The sequence below is a fragment of the Pseudomonas sp. ok272 genome (assembly GCF_900109995.1).
Taxonomy (GTDB): Bacteria; Pseudomonadota; Gammaproteobacteria; order Pseudomonadales; family Pseudomonadaceae; genus Aquipseudomonas.
The window spans coordinates 400,162-417,331 of record NZ_FOCB01000003.1 but is presented as its reverse complement, the minus strand read 5'-3'; the positions used below and the strand labels follow the sequence as shown (position 1 = coordinate 417,331).

The window sequence follows — 17,170 nt, the reverse complement described above, 5'->3', positions numbered from 1 at the left end:
AGCCACCGCTGGCAGGCGCCCGCAAGGGCGCTTCACAAGGAGTTTGCTGGATGAAAAAACTACTCGTTGCGTTCGCCGCCGTGGCCGCGTTCTCTGCCCATGCCGCTGAAACCCTGACCGTTGCCGCCACCCCGGTGCCGCACGCGGAGATCCTCGAATTCGTCAAGCCAGCCCTGGCCAAGCAAGGCGTGGACTTGAAGGTCAAGGTCTTCACCGACTACGTACAACCCAACGTACAAGTGGCCGAGAAGCGCCTGGATGCCAACTTCTTCCAGCACCAGCCGTACCTGGATGAGTTCAACAAAGCCAAGGGCACCCACCTGGTCAGCGTTGCCGGCGTGCACATCGAGCCGCTGGGCGCCTACTCCAGCAAGTACAAAAAACTGGATGAGCTGCCAGGCGGCGCCACCGTGGTGATCCCCAACGACGCCACCAACGGCGGCCGTGCGCTGTTGCTGCTGGACCAGGCGGGCCTGATCAAGTTGAAGGATGCGAAAAACATTCTGGCGACCACCAAGGACATCACCGAGAACAGCAAGGGCCTGAAGTTCCGCGAACTGGAAGCCGCCACCATCCCGCGCGTGCTGACCCAGGTCGACCTGGCGCTGATCAACACCAACTACGCGCTGGAAGCCAAGCTCGATCCGGCCAAGGACGCGCTGTTCATCGAAGGCAAAGACTCGCCTTACGTGAACATCCTGGTTGCCCGTGAAGACGACAAGAACAGCGACGCGATGAAGAAGTTGGTCGCGGCCCTGCACAGCCCGGAAGTCAAAGCCTTCATCCTGGAGAAGTACAAAGGCGCAATCGTGCCGGCGTTCTGATCCAAGGCTGTCACATAAAAAATGGGGTGCATTGATTGCACCCCATTTTTTTATGCCCAGATTCGCCCCCACCTGTGGGAGCGAGCCTGCTCGCGAAAGCGGTGAACCTGATCCACCGCACTGCCTGATTCGCGGGCCAGCCTCGCTCCTACCGCTTGAGCATCACCGGCAACTGCGCCACCAGCTTGACGCTGTTCAACGGCGCCCGGATGAACCCACGCTGGGTCCCGTCCGGCCCGATCACCGCCAGGTTGCCGCTGTGGTCCACCGTGTAGTTGGGCTTGCTGGTGTCGGCCGGGATGAACGGAATGCTCACCGCGTTAGCGACCTTTTGCAGGTCTTCGACCGAGGCCGGCGTCAGGCCAATGAACTGCGGATCGAAGTAGCCCAGGTATTGCTTGAGCTGCTGGGGCGTGTCGCGGTGGGGGTCGACGCTGACCAGGATGATCTGCAACTTGTCCACTGCATCGGCCGGCAGCTCGCTCTTGATCTGGCGCAACTGGGCCAGGGTGGTCGGGCAGATGTCCGGGCAGAAGGTGTAGCCGAAGAACAGCACGCTCCACTTGCCCTTGAGCTCGTTGATCATGACCGGCTGGCCGTCCTGGTTGGTCATCTGCACGTCCGGCAGGTGACGGCTTTGGGGCAGCAGGATGATCCCGGCATCGATCAGCGCCGTCGGGTCGCCCTGGCCCTTGCCGGACAGTACTTTGTTGACGGTCAGCCCCAGCACCAGCGCGATCAGGGCAACAAGGATGAAGACGGTTTTCTGGGTTCGAGTCATAGGTTCAACATTAGGTAGTGGTCTACGAGCAGGGCAATGAACAACAGGAACAAGTAGTAAATAGAGTACTTGAAGGTGTTGATCGCCGCGTGCGGCCGAGTGCCACGGTACAGCACCACGGCCCATTGCAGAAACCTCGCGCCCAGTCCCAGGGCACAGACCAAATACAACACCCCGCTCATGTGGATCACGTACGGCATCAGGCTGACCGCCAACAGCACGAAGGTATAGAGCAGGATGTGGATCTTGGTGTAGTGCTCGCCATGGGTCACCGGCAGCATCGGGATATCCGCCTTGGCGTATTCCTCCTTGCGGTGAATGGCCAGGGCCCAGAAGTGCGGCGGAGTCCAGGCGAAGATGATCAACACCAGCAGCAGTGGCTCGGCGCCGATATGCCCGGTGGTGGCGACCCAGCCGAGCAACGGTGGCGCCGCGCCGGCCAGCCCGCCAATGACGATATTCTGCGGCGTCGCGCGCTTGAGAAAGCCGGTGTAGACCACCGCATAGCCCAGCAGTGAAGCCAGGGTCAGCCAGGCCGTCAGCGGGTTGGTGAACGCCAGCAGCAAGGCCTGGCCCGTGAGCGCCAGGATCAGGGCGAAGGTCAGCGCCGCCGTGGGAGAAACCCGCCCTTCGGCCAGCGGGCGCTTGTGGGTACGGGCCATCACCGCATCGATCCGCCGGTCCACCACATGGTTGACCGCCGCCGCCCCCCCGGCGCACAGGGCGATGCCCAGGTTGCCGAACACCAGCACCGTCCACGGCACCCCGGCACGCGTGGCGAGGAACATGCCCACCAGCGACGTGATCAGCATCAGCACCACCACCTTGGGCTTGGTCAGCTCCAGGTAGTCGCGCCAGATCGCCTGACTGTGCCGTTCACCGATCAGAGTCGCCATGGCATTTCTCCTTTTATTGTTATGGGGCCCGCCGTGGGTTTACGGGGGCTGAAACGCCAGCGTCCGGGCGCGTGCTGCTTGACCCGGACCAGGCTGGTGCGGGCGTGATAATTGACCAGCACCAGGGTCAACAGCAGCGCCGCGCCCCCCGCGTTGTGGGCCACGGCCACCGGCAGCGGCAGATGAAACAGAACGTTGCTGATGCCCAGGGTGATCTGCGTCGCCAGGGCCAGCAGCACCAGGGCGGCGAGGCGCGTCATGCCCACGGCCTTCAACTGCCAGGCCAGGCCCAGCAGCACCAGGGTCACCAACAGGGCACCGATGCGGTGGGTCAGGTGAATGGCGGTGCGCGCATCGCTATCGAGTTGCCCGCCCAGGTAATTGGGACCGATGTGTTGGGTCAGGTGAAAGCCGTTGGCGAAATCCGCCGGGGGCAACCACTGGCCGTGGCAGGTGGGGAAGTCGATACAGGCCACCGCTGCGTAGTTGGAACTGACCCAGCCGCCCAGGGCGATCTGCCCGATCACCAGCAGCAACCCGGCCGTGGCCCAGTACTGCAAGCGGCGCGGCACGATCAGCGCCGGCAGTACGCCGGACAGGCGCAGGGTCAGCAGGAACAGCAAGCTCAAGGTGGCGAACCCACCCAGCAAATGCCCGGTCACCACCTGCGGCCACAGCTTGAGCGTCACCGTCCACATGCCAAACGCCGCCTGGGCCACCACCACCGCCAGCAGGAACAGCGGCAACTTGAGCGGTTGGTCCGGGTGCCGCCGGTGAGTCCAGGCCCGGGCGGCCAGCAACAGGATCAGCACGCCCAGCGTGCCGGCGAAGTAGCGGTGGATCATCTCGTTCCAGCCCTTGTGGGCCACCACCGGATCATCGGGAAAGTGCCGCTCGGCGTGGGCCAACTGGGCTTCGCTGTTCGGCACGCTGATAAACCCATAGCAACCGGGCCAATCCGGGCAGCCGAGACCGGCGTGGGTCAGCCGGGTGTAGGCCCCCAGCAACACGACAATCAGTGCCAGCAAGGTGGCAAACAGCGCAAGGCGAAATCCAGGCTTGGCCATGACGATGCCCTTATCCGATATTCGACAGTTTCAGCAGGTGGCGCAGATCGTTGAGCAGATCCTTGCCCTTGAGGGTGGCGTCATAGCGCAGCACCAGGTTGCCGTGGGGGTCGATGATCCACAGTTGCGGCGCCGGCTTGCCCGGCACGGTCTTGCTGTAGGTCGACAGGTCCAGCGGGTAGCGCCGCAATTGCGGGTATTCACGGCTCAGCTTGGCCTCGTAGTCGGCATTCAGCGGCTGGGCCGTCGCCAAGGCGTGGCTGGCGCGCGAGGCATCGCGCCCCAGGCCGACCTGAATCTGCCGGGCCAGGTACACCAGTTGCTGGCAATCCACCGAGCAGTCCTGGGGCGCCGTCACCAGCATCTGCCAGCGTTCTTCGTCGGCCTGTACGCCGAGGTCGGCGCGGCTCTGGCCGTTGCCGATCATCTGGCCGTGATAGCTGCGGCCCTCCGGCACCCAGAACTGCAATTTGTACATGCCGGTGGCCAGGACCATGGGGCCGATCACCATCAGCAGGATCAGGATCAGTTGCCAGCGCCCGCGACGTCGCTGTGGCGCTTGAGTGTCAGACATGTTGGGTGGATTCATGGCCGCTCCCATGGTGTTTCTCCCTTGCGTTGTGCCATCCGAGATAGAGATAAAGGCCGAACAGTGCGAACGCCATGGCGAACCACTGCACGGCATATCCGATATGTTTCTCCGGCCCCATGGCCACCACGGGCCAATCGGCCTCGTAGCTCGCCGGGCCCGCTTCTGCGCGCACTTCATAGGCAAAACCGCTACGCCCCAGCTCGCTCCAGAGCTTGTCCGGGTCAATCGCGGTCACCAGCCGTGGCCAGTTGGCGTTGCTCGGGTCGGCGTGCAGTTGGAAGGTCGCGCCCGGCGCGACATACACCCAGGCGTCCAGGTCCAGGGCTTGCGTGGGGGTCGTGAACGACGGCGGGGTGCGCCGGTCGGGCCACGGCAGCCAGCCGCGATTGACCAGCAACCAAAGGCCGCTGGCCTGATCGTGAAAGGGCTGCAGCAACTCGACACCGGGGCGGCCGTTACGGGTGCGGTTGTCCAACAGGTAACTGTGGGCCGCCTCGAACTGGCCCTGCAGGCGCACGCGGCGGAAGGCCGGGTCCTGGATACCCGCCAACTGCTCGCTGGGCATAGGCTGTGCGGCTCGGCGCTCGGCGTAGCTTTGCAGCAACACCCGCTTGTGCTCACCGCGGTTCAGTTGCCAACAGCCCAGGAACACCAGCAATGGCAGCAACACAGCCACCACCAGGGTCGGCACGATGCCGGGCTGAAAGCGCCTCACGGCACCGCCAGAAAAGGCGTAGAAACGAAAGCTATACTCAAGTACATCGCGTTCCCCCCGGAGTCTCACCATGCTCAAAGCAGCCATCGTCCTGATGCTGATTGCCACGGTTGTCAGCCTGTTCAGCGGCCTGTTTTTTCTGGTCAAGGACGACGCCAGCTCCAATCGCCTGGCCATCGCCCTGAGCGTTCGTGTCAGCCTGGCCGCCGTCACCGTCGGCCTGATTGCCTGGGGCTTTTTCAGCGGCCAACTGGTTTCCCACGCGCCCTGGTAATCCCCCTCAGAGCACGTAGACGAAGACAAACAAGCCGATCCACACCACGTCCACGAAGTGCCAGTACCAACTCGCGGCCTCGAAGCCGAACTGGTGCTCGGCGTCAAAGTGCCCGCGCATGATGCGCACCAGCATCACGAACAGGATCAGCGTGCCGATGGTGACGTGGGCGCCATGGAAGCCGGTGAGCATGAAGAACGTCGCACCGTAGATGCCCGAGCCCAGGGTCAGCCCCAGTTCGCGGTAGGCGTGCATGTACTCTTCGACCTGGAAGCCCAGGAACGCGCAGCCCAGCAACACGGTCAACGCCAGCCAGATCTTCAGTGCACCCCGATGCCCCTTCTTCAAGGCATGGTGGGCGATGGTCACCGTCACGCTGGAGGTCACCAGGATGATGGTATTGAGCAGCGGCAAGCCCCAGGGACTGATGACCGCCTTGGGCGGTGGGAACAGTTGCGGGTCAGGGGTATGCAGCAGTGGCCAGGCGAACTGGAAATTGGGCCAGAGCATGTGGGCAATGCCCTTGGTGCCCTCGCCCCCCAGCGCCGGGCCGGAGATGTGCCGCACGTAGAACAGCGCGCCGAAGAAGGCGATGAAGAACATCACCTCGGAAAAGATGAACCAGCTCATGCCCCAGCGAAACGAACGGTCGAGTTGCGCGCTGTACAGGCCGGCGCGGCTTTCCTTGATTACCGCGCCGAACCAGCCGAACAGCATGTAGGCCAGCAACAGCCCTCCGACGAAGAAGATCAGCGGGCCATGGGATTCCGGGCGTGCGGCCTTCAGGTCGTTGAACCAGGTGGCCAGGCCGAACACGGTGACGAACATGCCGACCGTGGCAATGATCGGCCATTTGCTTTGGGCGGGAACGTAATAATGCTCATGAGTTGCCATTTATTGTTCTCCTTATCGGGCACGCGTTGACGTCTAGCCGCCAGCCTTTTCAGCTACTGCCACGGGCGGATGACGGGCGGTGATATCGAACAGCGTGTAAGACAGCGTCAGGTGCTTCACGTCCTTGGAAATCTCACGGTCAACGATGAAGCGTACGGGCATTTCAATCTGCTGGCCGGGCTGCAGCACCTGCTGGGTAAAGCAGAAACACTCGGTCTTGTGGAAGTACGCCGCCGAGTCACCGGGCGCGATGCTGGGAATCGCCTGGGCACTCATTGCATGATCACTGGGGTTGCGGGCGACGAAGACCATCTCGTTGACCGCTCCGGGGTTGACCAGCATGTCGTCGGCCTTGGGATAGAAGTCCCAGACCATGTCCACGGCGTTGGTCGACAGGAACTGCACGCGGATCTGCCGCGACGTGTCCACCACCTGTTCACCCTCGTACTGCCCGGCCGTCTTGCCATTGATGCCGAACGCCTTGCACATCACGTCGTAGATCGGCACCAGGGCAAAACCGAAGACAAACATCGCGACCACCACCATCAGTAATCGCGTGACCAGCTTCTTCATCGAAATCGAATCAGCCATGACAATCCCCTGTGGGAGCGAGCCTGCTCGCGAACGCGATGTGCCTGACACACTCCAGTGCCTGCTTCGCGAGCAGGCTCGCTCCCACCAGGGCTAAGGCGTTCATTTCACTTCCGGTGGCGTGGTGAAGGTGTGATACGGCGCCGGCGATGGAATGCTCCACTCCAGGCCCTCGGCACCATCCCACGGCTTGGCCGGCGCAGGCGGGCCGCCGCGAATGGTCTTGATCACGATGAACAGGAAGAAGATCTGCGTGGCGCCGAACATGAACGCACCGATCGAGGACACCATGTTGAAGTCGGCGAACTGCAGGTTGTAGTCCGGGATCCGTCGTGGCATGCCGGCCAGCCCCACGAAGTGCATCGGGAAGAACGCCATGTTCATGCCGATGAAGGACAGCCAGAAGTGCAGCTTGCCCAGGGTTTCGTCGTACATGTGGCCGGTCCATTTCGGCATCCAGTAGTACGCCGAAGCGAAGATCCCGAAGATCGCGCCGGGCACCAGCACGTAGTGGAAGTGCGCCACCACGAAGTAGGTGTCCTGGTACTGGAAGTCCGCCGGGGCAATGGCCAGCATCAAGCCGGAGAAGCCACCAATCGAGAACAGGATGACGAACGCCACGGCAAACAGCATTGGCGTCTCGAACGTCAACGACCCCTGCCACATGGTACTGGCCCAGTTGAACACCTTGACCCCGGTGGGCACGGCAATCAGCAAGGTGGCGTACATGAAGAACAGCTCGCCCACCAGCGGGATGCCGACCACGAACATGTGGTGGGCCCAGACGATGAACGACAGGAAGGCGATGCTCGCCGTCGCGTAGACCATCGAGGTGTAGCCAAACAGCGGCTTGCGCGAGAAGGTCGGGATGATCGAGCTGACGGCACCGAAGGCCGGCAGGATCATGATGTACACCTCGGGGTGGCCGAAGAACCAGAACACGTGCTGGAACAACACCGGGTCACCGCCACCGGCGGCACTGAAGAAGCTGGTGCCGAAGTGGATGTCCATCAGCATCATCGTCACGCAACCGGCCAGCACCGGCATCACCGCGATCAACAGGAACGCGGTGATCAGCCAGGTCCAGACGAACAGCGGCATTTTCATCAGGGTCATGCCCGGGGCACGCAGGTTGAGGATGGTGGCGATCACGTTGATCGCACCCATGATCGAGCTGATGCCCATCAGGTGGATGGCAAAGATGAAGAAGGTCACGCTTTCCGGGGCGTAGGTCGTCGAGAGCGGGGCGTAGAAGGTCCAACCGAAGTTCGGCCCACCCCCTGGCATGAACAACGTGGAAACCAGGATCAGGAACGCCGCCGGCAACAGCCAGAAGCTGAAGTTGTTCATCCGCGGCAGGGCCATGTCCGGCGCGCCGATCATCAGCGGGATCATCCAGTTGGCCAGGCCGACGAATGCCGGCATCACCGCACCGAAGACCATCACCAGGCCGTGCATGGTGGTCATCTGGTTGAAGAACGCCGGCTCGACGATCTGCAGTCCGGGCTGGAACAGTTCGGCACGGATCACCATGGCAAACGAGCCGCCCAGCAGGAACATCATGAAGCTGAACCACAGGTACAGCGTGCCGATGTCTTTGTGGTTGGTGGTCAGCACCCAGCGCATCAGGCCCTTGGCCGGACCGTGGGCGTGGTCGTCATGGCCGGCGTGACCATGGTCATCGATGACGGCACTCATGTCCTGTCTCCTGCAAGCAGATGGGCGGGGCGGCTCGGGGCGACGAGCCCCAAGCGTTCACGGGAACACGCAATCGAGCGGCTCATTTGCTCTGCGCCTGTTTGAGAGCCAGGACATCTTTAGGGGTGACCATGTCGCCTTTGTTGTTGCCCCAGGCATTACGTTCATAGGTCACGACGGCGGCGATATCGACTTCCGACAGTTGCTTGCCGAACGCGGCCATCGCGGAGCCGGGCTTGCCGAAGAACACGCGGTGCAAGTGGTCCTCTTTGGGTCCGGTGGCTATCGGCGAGCCCTTGAGGGCCGGGAACATGGGTGGCAAGCCCTGGCCTTCGGCCTGGTGACAGGCGACGCAGGCGGTGTGGTAGACCTTGTCGCCGCGCTCCTTGAGCTCATCGAGTGTCCATTCCTTGCTGGTCAGCTCCTTGAGCTTGGCGGCTTCGGCCTTGCGTTCGGCCAGCCAGGTGGCGTAGTCCTCGGGGGACTTGACGTCGACCACGATGGGCATGAAACCGTGATCCTTGCCGCACAGCTCGGCACACTGGCCACGGTAGAGGCCGGGCTTGTCGACGCGGGTCCAGGCTTCGTTGACGAAACCGGGGATCGCGTCGCGCTTGACCGCGAATGCCGGCACCCACCAGGAGTGGATCACGTCGGCGGAGGTCACCAGGAACCGCACCTTGGCCCCGGTCGGCAGCACCAGCGGCTGATCGACTTCCAGCAGGTAGTGTTCGCCCTTGGGGCTCTGGTTGTGGATTTGGTCCTGGGGCGTGGCCAGGTTGCTGAAGAACTCAACGTCCTGGCCCAGGTATTTGTAGTGCCACTTCCACTGATAGCCGGTGACCTGGATGTCGATATCCGGCTCACTGGTGTCGTACATCTTGATCAGGGTGGCCGTCGCCGGAACCGCCATGGCAACGAGAATGATGAAGGGCACCACGGTCCAGAGGATCTCGACCGTCGTACTTTCATGGAACTTGGCGGCTACCTGCCCGGTAGAGCGCCGGTGCACCATCATCGACCAGAACATCGCGCCGAAAACGATGATGCCAATCACTACACAGATCCAGAAGATGGTCATGTGCAGGTCAAATACTGCGTGACTGATTTCAGTCGCTCCAGGCGCCATATTCACAGTCCAGGCCGCTTGCGCCTGGCTGAAAATCGACCACAACAGGAGGCCCATCCATACGTGTGGATGTCGCATCATTGCGGGTTCCCCTTATCGTTCTTGTTATTCCCGTAGGCGTATCACCTGCGGCAAGGGATCGGCATTCCAGACTACTCAACTTGAATCGCCGGGCCTTGCTGCCTGCGCAGTCGGGCTCACTCAGCTAACTCCGTTCAAAACCGAGTATAGACAGCGAGTCCGACCTCGCAATGCGATGTCGTAAATCAGCTGAAACACCTTGAACTTGCGCTTCAGACCAGGAATGGAGAAGGATGCGGGGAGAATGATGGCAAAACGATATAACGCAACTGCATCAAAAATGAAATAATTATGAAAAATACGTCTTAGCCGTTTTCGTAAGCACGCTAACTTATGTCTTCCCTATTTCATTGCCTTTGTTTCCTGGAGTATTCATGAACACCGCCGCATTGCGCGAGCAGATCAAACTTGCCCAACAACATGAAGCCCAGACCGGCCAGCTCACTCGCCAGCTGGAAGTCCAGTTGCCCCACCTGCACGCCGCCATCCAGCTACCTGACGTCGACGCCAAGGGCGTCATGACCCGCTTTGTCACCGCCTACATCGAGCTGGTTCCCGACCTGCTGGACGCCGCCCATGATGTGGCCCGCGAAGCCGGTATCGAATCGCAGATCAAGCCTGTGCTGAAGATCGCCGAGCACTTCTTCATCCAGCCGCCGGCCATCATGGACGGCCACGTGGGCCTCGACAGCCTGTTGGACGAAGCCTACCTGGCGCATCGCCTGGTGGAAGAAGTGAATGACCTGTACATCAAGCACTTCAGCCAGCCGCTGATTCCCGTGGACATGACCGTCGCCAACTTGATTGCCCACCAACTGATCGGCGAGGATTTTGCCAATCAACTGGATGAGGCGGTGCATCACGCCGTTGATGAAATGCTCGACGAAGATAGCTTTGCCCTGGAGTCCGTCGAGGCCTACCGGGAAAAACTCAACAGCCCGGACACTGGCGCCGCCTGGAAGCGCTGGCCGTGCCTGTCACGCCAATTGGGCGTTGGCCTGGAGTTGGATCTACCCGCGGCCTGAGGCATCCCGACGACAGTGGGAGCACCGCTCGGTGGCTCCCACGGACTGAGCCCCTGAGCGCGACTTAGAAGCGCGCCTTGGGCGTCGCCATGGGGATCGGCAGGCTGCCGTCCAGCGGCAGGAAACACCCTCGATCCGCATCGTAGGCTTTTATCTCGCTGGTGCCGATGCTGTAGACCCAGCCGTGGATAAACAGCTGACCGTTCGCCATGCGCGACGCCACCGAGGGATGGGTACGCAAGTGCTGCAACTGGGCGATGACGTTTTCCTCAGTGAGCACCTGCATGCTTTCGTCTTCGTTGGCGCAGTTGCAGTTCTCCTGGACCATGGTTCGCGCCACTTCGACGTGCTGCAACCAGGCCTTGACCGTGGGCATTTTCTCCAGGGACTGGGGGTTCAGTACGGCGCGCATGGCACCACAGTCAGAATGCCCGCAAATGATGATGTGCTGCACACCCAACGCCAGCACCGCGTATTCGATGGCCGTGGACACACCCCCATTCATCTGCCCATAAGGCGGCACGACGTTACCGACGTTGCGCGTCACGAACAGGTCGCCGGGGGCACTTTGGGTGATCAGTTCCGGAACGATGCGCGAGTCCGCACAGGCAATAAACATCGCCCGGGGACGCTGGGCCGTCGCGAGCTTCTTGAACAGTTCTTCCTGCTCGGGAAAGACGTCGTGATGAAAATGCAGGAAGCCGTCAACGATATGCTTCAACGCCGCATCGGCGCTTTCGCCCTCGGGAACGCTGGACGCCGACGCAGCCACCGGCTGTTTAGCCTTGTCACTCATGATTCATCCTCTTGGGCGCAATCCGGGAATCTTCCCGGTTTACCGGGGACAAAGCCAGCCACCGCGACAAAAGCCTACCAACATAACGCCTCATTTCCGACTCAACGATAGGCCCGTCGCCGCTTGATCTCGAAATCCAGCCCCGGCGACAGGTTCCAATAGGCATGGCTGGGCCGTGCGTAGCTGTAAATGCAACCGTGCTCGCACCTCACTCACCGGGCAACTCACAACAATTCACCCACTAAAGGCAAACTAAAGAAACATATAAGCGATGGTCACGATTAATCACCGCTCGTATATTCGCCCTACCAAGTAACTTTCTCCACGGCACATAAATAAAGGATTTATTAATGTCTTTCTTTAATCAGCGCGGTATATTCCTGCAACTTCTATCCCCCAGTATCGTCGCCCCACAAGAAGCACAAGTTTCAATGCAACTTGCTCGAAAGGAACTGGTCTGGGATGCCGAGAACCAAGTTCAAACCGAGACTCTGGTGGACTCGATATTCGTCACTGCGGTGTCCAGCGACGCGGGTAAAACCTTCAGTATTCGCACGCTCAACAAGGATGTTGACGGCGATGGCGACATCGACGCCGATGACAAGGCCAAGCTGCTGGCCCTGGCCAAAGCCTATGCAAGTATCGTCAACCCTTGACCTCGAACCCAAGCCCCACAAGGCTTGACCGTTCAAGGCGCCATTACCGGGTACACACAGCACTCGCTCATGTATCCGGTAATAACTACCAGGATTAAACATGTCGATATTCATCAGCAACGGCGTCTTTCTACAACGCGTAGATACACCGGAACACGTCCACATAATCATCAAACTAATAAGGATTACAGATCCGTCCACCCGTGCAGCGCAACTGTCCACTCACGCGTTTAGCCATGCCCCAAGCCTGATCCTCCAGGTGGACAATAACGGCGACCCGGTCCGCCTCGACTATGATCCCTGGTCCGCTATCAATGTGACGCCCGGCAACGACATCGACGAGCGGGACATCGCCCTGATAACGGATCTCGCCCTGGCCTACTTCCAGCAATCCATCATTGATTCCGAGCAGGCCGGGTATCTCTATCAGCTCCCCGCGGATCCACCTGAACGCCGGGTCAACGTAGAAGCCCTGGAGTTCGATGACGATCAACAGTGGTACAGCGTCGATGTGTTCGAGACCCGATCCCCGAATGCTGGCGCAGCGTTTCGCGGTATTCGCCGCAACCCTCTCACCGGGGCGCAGTTTGACTACGGGGTACTGCTGGAAAAGCTCATTGGCGCCTTTATCAAGCTCAAGCTGTAGACCCTGGCGACGATCAAGCACCGAAAAATAGCTTCACGTTTCTTTGACACACACCTCACAGAGCTTTGACTGCTGGGGCGGCAGGCTTGAGCCCGGTCATTCCCGCCTTCAACAACGGCCCTCCGCCCAATGTCGAAACCTCGCCTCATCCCGATACTGTGTCTGTCGTTCATGGCGTTGTTTGCGCTCGGCCCGGTTCAGGCCGACCCCCTCCCGACCATTCGCCCCAGTGAGTGGGCACAACCCCTGGAAACCCCGTACACGCTGTTCCAGATGTCACCGACCCTCTACCGCGGCGGCACTCTGGATCAAGGCGCACTCGCCCTGCTGGAGACACTCAAGGTGCGCACGGTGATCACGTTCCTGCCCGAGTCCGACGCGAGTTGGCTGTCGTCGCCAGGTATCACCCAGGTGCAACTGCCCTACAAAACCAACCACGTGGATGACAGCCAAGTCCTGAGTGCCTTGCGGGCCATCGAGACCGGCCAGAGCAAAGGCCCGGTGCTGATGCATTGCAAGCGTGGCTCGGACCGCACCGGCCTGATGGCCGCGATGTACCGGGTGGTGGTGCAAGGTTGGAGTAAAGAGGATGCGTTGCGCGAAATGACCGAAGGTGGCTTCGACGACAGTGCCCACTTCAAGGACAGCATTCGCTACATGATGCGCGCCGATGTCGACAAACTGCACACGGCACTGGTCAATGGCGAGTGCAGCACCAGCGTGTTCGCCACCTGCTCGATGAAAAGCTGGTTGAAGACGGTGAGTGAAGGCAAGCCGGCTCCTTGACGGAGCCGGTCGTGCATCACGGCGTCAGTCCGTGTTCTTTTTCAGCTTCGGGTTCACAAAGAACTGCACGGTCTGGACCTTGGCGTCCGCCACCTTCACCGCGCTGGCGTTGACCCGCGTCCCCAACTCCTTGGGCACTGACAGACCCTGTTCGTTGAGCGTGTCCGCATAACCGCAGGCCACGCATACGCGGTGCGGCACATCGTCCTCGCTCCACATCATCAATTTGTCCGGCTCGCTGCACGCCGGGCAGACCGCCCCGGCGATAAAGCGTCGTTTGGTAATCACAGGCCCCTCACTCATGCTGCCGCGCCCTCGTTCAGGCCGCTGTGACGCAAGAGTGCGTCAATCGACGGCGCACGTCCGCGGAAATCGACGAACAGCACCATCGGCTCCTGGGAACCGCCGCGTGCCAGGATCGCCTCGCGGAACGCGCGACCGGTGGCGGCATTGAGCACACCTTCTTCCTCGAACCGGGAGAACGCATCCGCCGACAGCACTTCAGCCCATTTGTAGCTGTAGTACCCCGCCGCGTAACCGCCCGCGAAAATGTGTGCGAAGCTGTTGGGGAAGCGGTTGTAGGCCGGCGGACGCATCACCGACACCTCGTCGCGCACGCCTTCGAGTACGTGCAACACACTGCGACCGTCACCATGGGTGGCGTGCAGTTCGAAGTCGAACAGCGAGAACTCCAGCTGGCGCACCATCATCAGGCCGGACTGGAAGTTTTTCGCCGCGAGCATTTTCTCCAGCAGGTCCTGGGGCAGTGGTTCGCCGCTCTCGTAGTGACCCGAGATCAGCGCCAGGCCTTCGGGTTCCCAGCACCAGTTCTCCATGAACTGGCTCGGCAGCTCGACCGCGTCCCAGGCCACGCCATTGATCCCGGACACCCCGGCGTGCTCGACGCGGGTCAGCAGGTGATGCAGGCCATGGCCGAACTCGTGGAACAGGGTGGTCACTTCGTCGTGGGTCAGCAGCGCCGGCTTGCCGCTGTCGGCCGGGGTGAAGTTGCACACCAGGTTGGCCACCGGGTTTTGCAGCACGCCATCGACGGTGCGGCGGCGGTCGCGGGCGCCGTCCATCCAGGCCCCGCCACGCTTGTTGGCGCGGGCATACAGGTCGAAGAAGAAGCGGCCGACGTGCTGGCCGTTTTCCTTGATCTCGAACAGGCGAACGTCCGGGTGCCAGGTGTCGAAACCGGTCTGCTCGGCGATCTCGATGCCGTACAGGCGCTGGACGATGGCGAACAGGCCACCGAGGACTTTATCGATGGGGAAGTAGGCGCGCAGGGTTTCCTGGGCGACGCTGTAGCGCTGTTCACGGAGTTTTTCACCGTAGAAGCCGCTGTCCCAGCTTTGCAGGTCCGGGCAACCCTGTTCGGCGGCATAGGCCTTGAGTTGCTGCAGGTCCTTGGCGGCGAAAGGCTTGCTGCGCTTGGCCAGGTCCCGTAGGAAACCCAGCACCTGATCGCTGGATTCGGCCATCTTGGTCGCCAGGCTCAATTCGGAGAAGCTGGCGAAACCCAACAGCTTGGCCAGCTCCTGGCGCAGGTCGAGGATCTCTTCCATCACCGGGCCGTTATCGTTTTGACCGGCATTCGGCCCCTGGTCCGACGCACGGGTGCAGTAGGCGGCGTACACTTCTTCGCGCAACGCACGGTCGTGGGCGTAGGTCATCACCGCGTAGTAGCTGGGGAACTCCAGGCTGATCAACCAACCGTTCAGGCCCTTGGCTTGGGCGGCGGCGGCCATCTGGGCCTTGGCCGAATCGGTCAGGCCGGCGAGGGCCGAGTCGTCGGTGACGTGCTTGGTCCAGGCCTGCGTGGCGTCGAGCAATTGGTTGGAGAAGCGGCTGCCCAGCTCGGACAACTTGCTCTGCACCTGCGCATAACGCTGTTGCTCAGCCTCGGGCAGGTCGATACCCGACAGGCGGAAGTCGCGCAGCGCGTGTTCGAGGATGGTTTTCTGTGCGACGTCGAAACCGGCAGCCTCGGGGCTGTTGGCCAGGGCTTCGAAGGCCTGGAACAGTTCACGGTTCTGGCCCATTTCGGTGGCGTAGGCGCTCAGGGCCGGCAGGCAGGACTCATACGCCTCGCGCAGTTCGGCGCTGTTGCACACGGCGTTGAGGTGGCTGACCGGACTCCAGGCGGCGCCCAGGCGATCGTTGAGTTCGTCCATTGCCAGCACCAGGCCAGCCCAGGTGGGCTGTTGGCCCTGGGTCTTGAGGATCTGGGCAATGGCGGCGCGGTTGTCCGCGAGGATCTGTTCAATGGCCGGTTGCACGTGTTCGGCGCGGATGGCCGAGAACGGCGGCAGGTCGTAGGACTGCAAAAGAGGGTTGTTCACGCTCACGGTTGGCACCTTGGCTGGAAGAAACATGCGGCCATCTTAATTACAATCGACGCTCACCGCAGCTATCAGCAACAGAGAGAGAGCCTATCGTGTCCCTTCGCAAGTACCAGAACCACACTCCCACGCTTGGCAGTGGCGCCTTTGTCGACGGCTCGGCGGTGGTGATCGGCGACGTTGAAATAGGCGCCGACAGCTCGGTCTGGCCCCTGACCGTGATCCGTGGCGACATGCACCGTATCCGCATTGGTCAGCGCACCAGCGTGCAGGATGGCTGCGTGCTGCACATCACCCACGCCGGACCGTTCAACCCCGACGGCTTCCCCTTGCTGATCGGCGACGACGTGACCATCGCCCACAAAGTCATGCTGCATGGCTGCACCGTGGGCAGCCGAGTCCTGATCGGCATGGGCAGCATCGTCATGGACGGCGCGGTGGTTGCCGACGACGTGATCATCGGCGCCGGCAGCCTGGTACCGCCGGGCAAGCACCTGGAGAGCGGCTTCCTGTATGTCGGCAGCCCGGTGAAGCAAGCGCGCCCATTGACCGACAAGGAACGCGCCTTTTTCACCTACAGCGCGGCCAACTACGTAAAGCTCAAAGACCTGCACCTGGCCGAAGGCTACGACACGTTCTGACTCTGACCTGGGAATTTTCATGCACTATCAAACTGTATTGTTCGACCTCGATGGCACCCTGACCGACCCGCGCGAGGGCATCACCCGCTCGATCCAGTTTGCCTTGGCCAAGCTGGGAATCGACGAGCCGGACCTGGGCAAGCTCGAACACTTCATTGGCCCGCCGTTGCTGCAAGCCTTCATGCAGTTCTACTCCTTCGACGAGGCCAAGGCCTGGGAAGCGGTGAACTTCTACCGTGAGCGCTTCAAGGTCACCGGGCTCTATGAAAACCGGGTGTTCGACGGCGTCAAACCGTTGCTGGATACCCTGCGTGACCAGGGTCGGCACCTGTACATCGCCACCTCCAAGCCGTGGATCTACGCCCGGGAGATCGCCCGGCACTTCGACTTCGACCCGTACTTCAAGGTGATCTACGGCAGCGAACTGGACGGCACCCGCACCGATAAAGTCGAATTGATCGCCCACCTGATGGCCGCAGAAGGGCTGGACCCCAGCAGCACCCTGATGATCGGCGACCGCAAGCACGACCTGATCGGCGCCCAGCGCAACGGCCTGGACGCGGCGGCGGTGGGCTATGGCTTTGGCAGCGTTGAAGAATTGAGCGCTGAGCAACCGGCCTACTACTTCGAAACGCTGGACGCATTGCACCAGGCGTTTTTGCGCGGTTAGTCGGAGCGCTTTCGCGAGCAGGCTCGCTCCCACAAGGATTGCGCTAACCCTGTGGGAGCGAGC

20 protein-coding genes and 1 pseudogene are annotated in these 17,170 nt (G+C 61.5%); 8 read left to right on the top strand and 13 right to left on the bottom strand.

All coding sequences use genetic code 11. The features are described 5' to 3' along the window. Window positions 1-50 precede the first annotated feature (50 nt). Window positions 51-824, top strand: a complete 774-nt coding sequence (locus BMW74_RS07580; RefSeq protein ID WP_093415896.1) for a MetQ/NlpA family ABC transporter substrate-binding protein — start codon at window positions 51-53, stop codon at window positions 822-824. A 148-nt stretch (window positions 825-972) separates the two neighbouring features. On the opposite strand, the gene BMW74_RS07575 is transcribed toward BMW74_RS07580, so the two are convergent. From BMW74_RS07575 to BMW74_RS07555, 5 genes are read right to left on the bottom strand one after another with little or no spacing between them, the layout of a single operon-like run. Continuing rightward, a complete protein-coding gene (locus tag BMW74_RS07575; protein ID WP_093415893.1) occupies window positions 973-1,605 on the bottom strand; it encodes an SCO family protein in 633 nt (210 codons plus the stop codon). Beyond that, on the bottom strand, window positions 1,602-2,501 hold the full coding sequence (cyoE, locus tag BMW74_RS07570) for a heme o synthase (protein ID WP_093415889.1): 900 nt from the start codon (window positions 2,499-2,501) through the stop codon (window positions 1,602-1,604). Before cyoE ends, BMW74_RS07575 begins: the two co-directional genes overlap by 4 nt. Then, complete coding sequence (locus BMW74_RS07565; RefSeq protein ID WP_093415886.1) at window positions 2,489-3,568, bottom strand: COX15/CtaA family protein; 1,080 nt, start codon at window positions 3,566-3,568, stop codon at window positions 2,489-2,491. Before BMW74_RS07565 ends, cyoE begins: the two co-directional genes overlap by 13 nt. Window positions 3,569-3,578: 10 nt before the next feature. Continuing rightward, window positions 3,579-4,169, bottom strand: a complete 591-nt coding sequence (locus tag BMW74_RS07560) for a hypothetical protein (RefSeq protein ID WP_093416092.1) — start codon at window positions 4,167-4,169, stop codon at window positions 3,579-3,581. Continuing rightward, the gene (locus BMW74_RS07555) at window positions 4,135-4,875 is read right to left on the bottom strand and encodes an SURF1 family protein (protein ID WP_093415883.1); all 741 of its coding nucleotides are present in this window, start codon (window positions 4,873-4,875) and stop codon (window positions 4,135-4,137) included. The genes BMW74_RS07560 and BMW74_RS07555 overlap by 35 nt, the downstream gene beginning before the upstream one ends. 70 nt (window positions 4,876-4,945) lie before the next feature. On the opposite strand from BMW74_RS07555, the gene BMW74_RS07550 reads away from it, so the two are divergent. Further along, the gene (locus BMW74_RS07550) at window positions 4,946-5,149 is read left to right on the top strand and encodes a twin transmembrane helix small protein (protein WP_093415880.1); all 204 of its coding nucleotides are present in this window, start codon (window positions 4,946-4,948) and stop codon (window positions 5,147-5,149) included. A gap of 6 nt (window positions 5,150-5,155) precedes the next feature. On the opposite strand, the gene BMW74_RS07545 is transcribed toward BMW74_RS07550, so the two are convergent. The 4 genes from BMW74_RS07545 to coxB all read right to left on the bottom strand — a co-directional run bounded on the left by BMW74_RS07545 (window position 5,156) and on the right by coxB (window position 9,542). After that, window positions 5,156-6,043 carry a cytochrome c oxidase subunit 3 gene (locus BMW74_RS07545; RefSeq protein WP_093415878.1) on the bottom strand — a complete coding sequence of 296 codons (888 nt, stop codon included), beginning with the start codon at window positions 6,041-6,043 and terminating at the stop codon, window positions 5,156-5,158. Window positions 6,044-6,076: 33 nt separating this feature from the next. Beyond that, window positions 6,077-6,634: a cytochrome c oxidase assembly protein gene (locus BMW74_RS07540; protein WP_093415873.1), complete on the bottom strand. Its 558-nt coding sequence runs from the start codon at window positions 6,632-6,634 to the stop codon at window positions 6,077-6,079. Between the two features lie 102 nt (window positions 6,635-6,736). Further along, window positions 6,737-8,332: a cytochrome c oxidase subunit I gene (gene ctaD / locus BMW74_RS07535; RefSeq protein WP_093415869.1), complete on the bottom strand. Its 1,596-nt coding sequence runs from the start codon at window positions 8,330-8,332 to the stop codon at window positions 6,737-6,739. Between the two features lie 82 nt (window positions 8,333-8,414). After that, window positions 8,415-9,542, bottom strand: coding sequence for a cytochrome c oxidase subunit II (gene coxB, locus BMW74_RS07530; protein ID WP_093415867.1), 1,128 nt, complete (start codon window positions 9,540-9,542; stop codon window positions 8,415-8,417). A gap of 374 nt (window positions 9,543-9,916) precedes the next feature. On the opposite strand from coxB, the gene BMW74_RS07525 reads away from it, so the two are divergent. Beyond that, window positions 9,917-10,567: a hypothetical protein gene (locus BMW74_RS07525; protein WP_093415864.1), complete on the top strand. Its 651-nt coding sequence runs from the start codon at window positions 9,917-9,919 to the stop codon at window positions 10,565-10,567. Window positions 10,568-10,631: 64 nt separating this feature from the next. On the opposite strand, the gene BMW74_RS07520 is transcribed toward BMW74_RS07525, so the two are convergent. Both BMW74_RS07520 and BMW74_RS25450 read right to left on the bottom strand, forming a co-directional pair. Beyond that, window positions 10,632-11,363: a carbonic anhydrase gene (locus tag BMW74_RS07520; protein WP_093415861.1), complete on the bottom strand. Its 732-nt coding sequence runs from the start codon at window positions 11,361-11,363 to the stop codon at window positions 10,632-10,634. A 122-nt stretch (window positions 11,364-11,485) separates the two neighbouring features. Next, a pseudogene (locus BMW74_RS25450) lies at window positions 11,486-11,569 on the bottom strand (hypothetical protein); the annotation flags it as partial. 144 nt (window positions 11,570-11,713) lie between these two features. Between BMW74_RS25450 and BMW74_RS07515 the strand changes: the two are divergent. From BMW74_RS07515 to BMW74_RS07505, 3 genes are all read left to right on the top strand, one after another. After that, window positions 11,714-12,019 carry a hypothetical protein gene (locus BMW74_RS07515; RefSeq protein WP_093415859.1) on the top strand — a complete coding sequence of 102 codons (306 nt, stop codon included), beginning with the start codon at window positions 11,714-11,716 and terminating at the stop codon, window positions 12,017-12,019. 100 nt (window positions 12,020-12,119) lie between these two features. Next, window positions 12,120-12,665 carry a hypothetical protein gene (locus tag BMW74_RS07510; RefSeq protein ID WP_093415856.1) on the top strand — a complete coding sequence of 182 codons (546 nt, stop codon included), beginning with the start codon at window positions 12,120-12,122 and terminating at the stop codon, window positions 12,663-12,665. Between the two features lie 129 nt (window positions 12,666-12,794). Beyond that, complete coding sequence (locus BMW74_RS07505) at window positions 12,795-13,451, top strand: phosphatase domain-containing protein (protein WP_093415853.1); 657 nt, start codon at window positions 12,795-12,797, stop codon at window positions 13,449-13,451. A 24-nt stretch (window positions 13,452-13,475) separates the two neighbouring features. Here the strand turns inward: BMW74_RS07505 and BMW74_RS07500 are convergent, their stop codons facing one another. Beyond that, entirely contained in the window at window positions 13,476-13,754 is a 279-nt protein-coding gene (locus BMW74_RS07500; RefSeq protein ID WP_093415850.1) for a YheV family putative zinc ribbon protein, read from the bottom strand. Further along, window positions 13,751-15,829: an oligopeptidase A gene (gene prlC, locus BMW74_RS07495; protein ID WP_175479165.1), complete on the bottom strand. Its 2,079-nt coding sequence runs from the start codon at window positions 15,827-15,829 to the stop codon at window positions 13,751-13,753. The genes BMW74_RS07500 and prlC overlap by 4 nt, the downstream gene beginning before the upstream one ends. Window positions 15,830-15,891: 62 nt before the next feature. On the opposite strand from prlC, the gene BMW74_RS07490 reads away from it, so the two are divergent. Both BMW74_RS07490 and BMW74_RS07485 read left to right on the top strand, forming a co-directional pair. Then, a complete protein-coding gene (locus tag BMW74_RS07490) occupies window positions 15,892-16,437 on the top strand; it encodes a gamma carbonic anhydrase family protein (protein ID WP_093415847.1) in 546 nt (181 codons plus the stop codon). Window positions 16,438-16,456: 19 nt separating this feature from the next. After that, window positions 16,457-17,107, top strand: coding sequence for an HAD family hydrolase (locus BMW74_RS07485; protein WP_093415844.1), 651 nt, complete (start codon window positions 16,457-16,459; stop codon window positions 17,105-17,107). The last annotated feature ends 63 nt before the right edge of the window (window positions 17,108-17,170 follow it).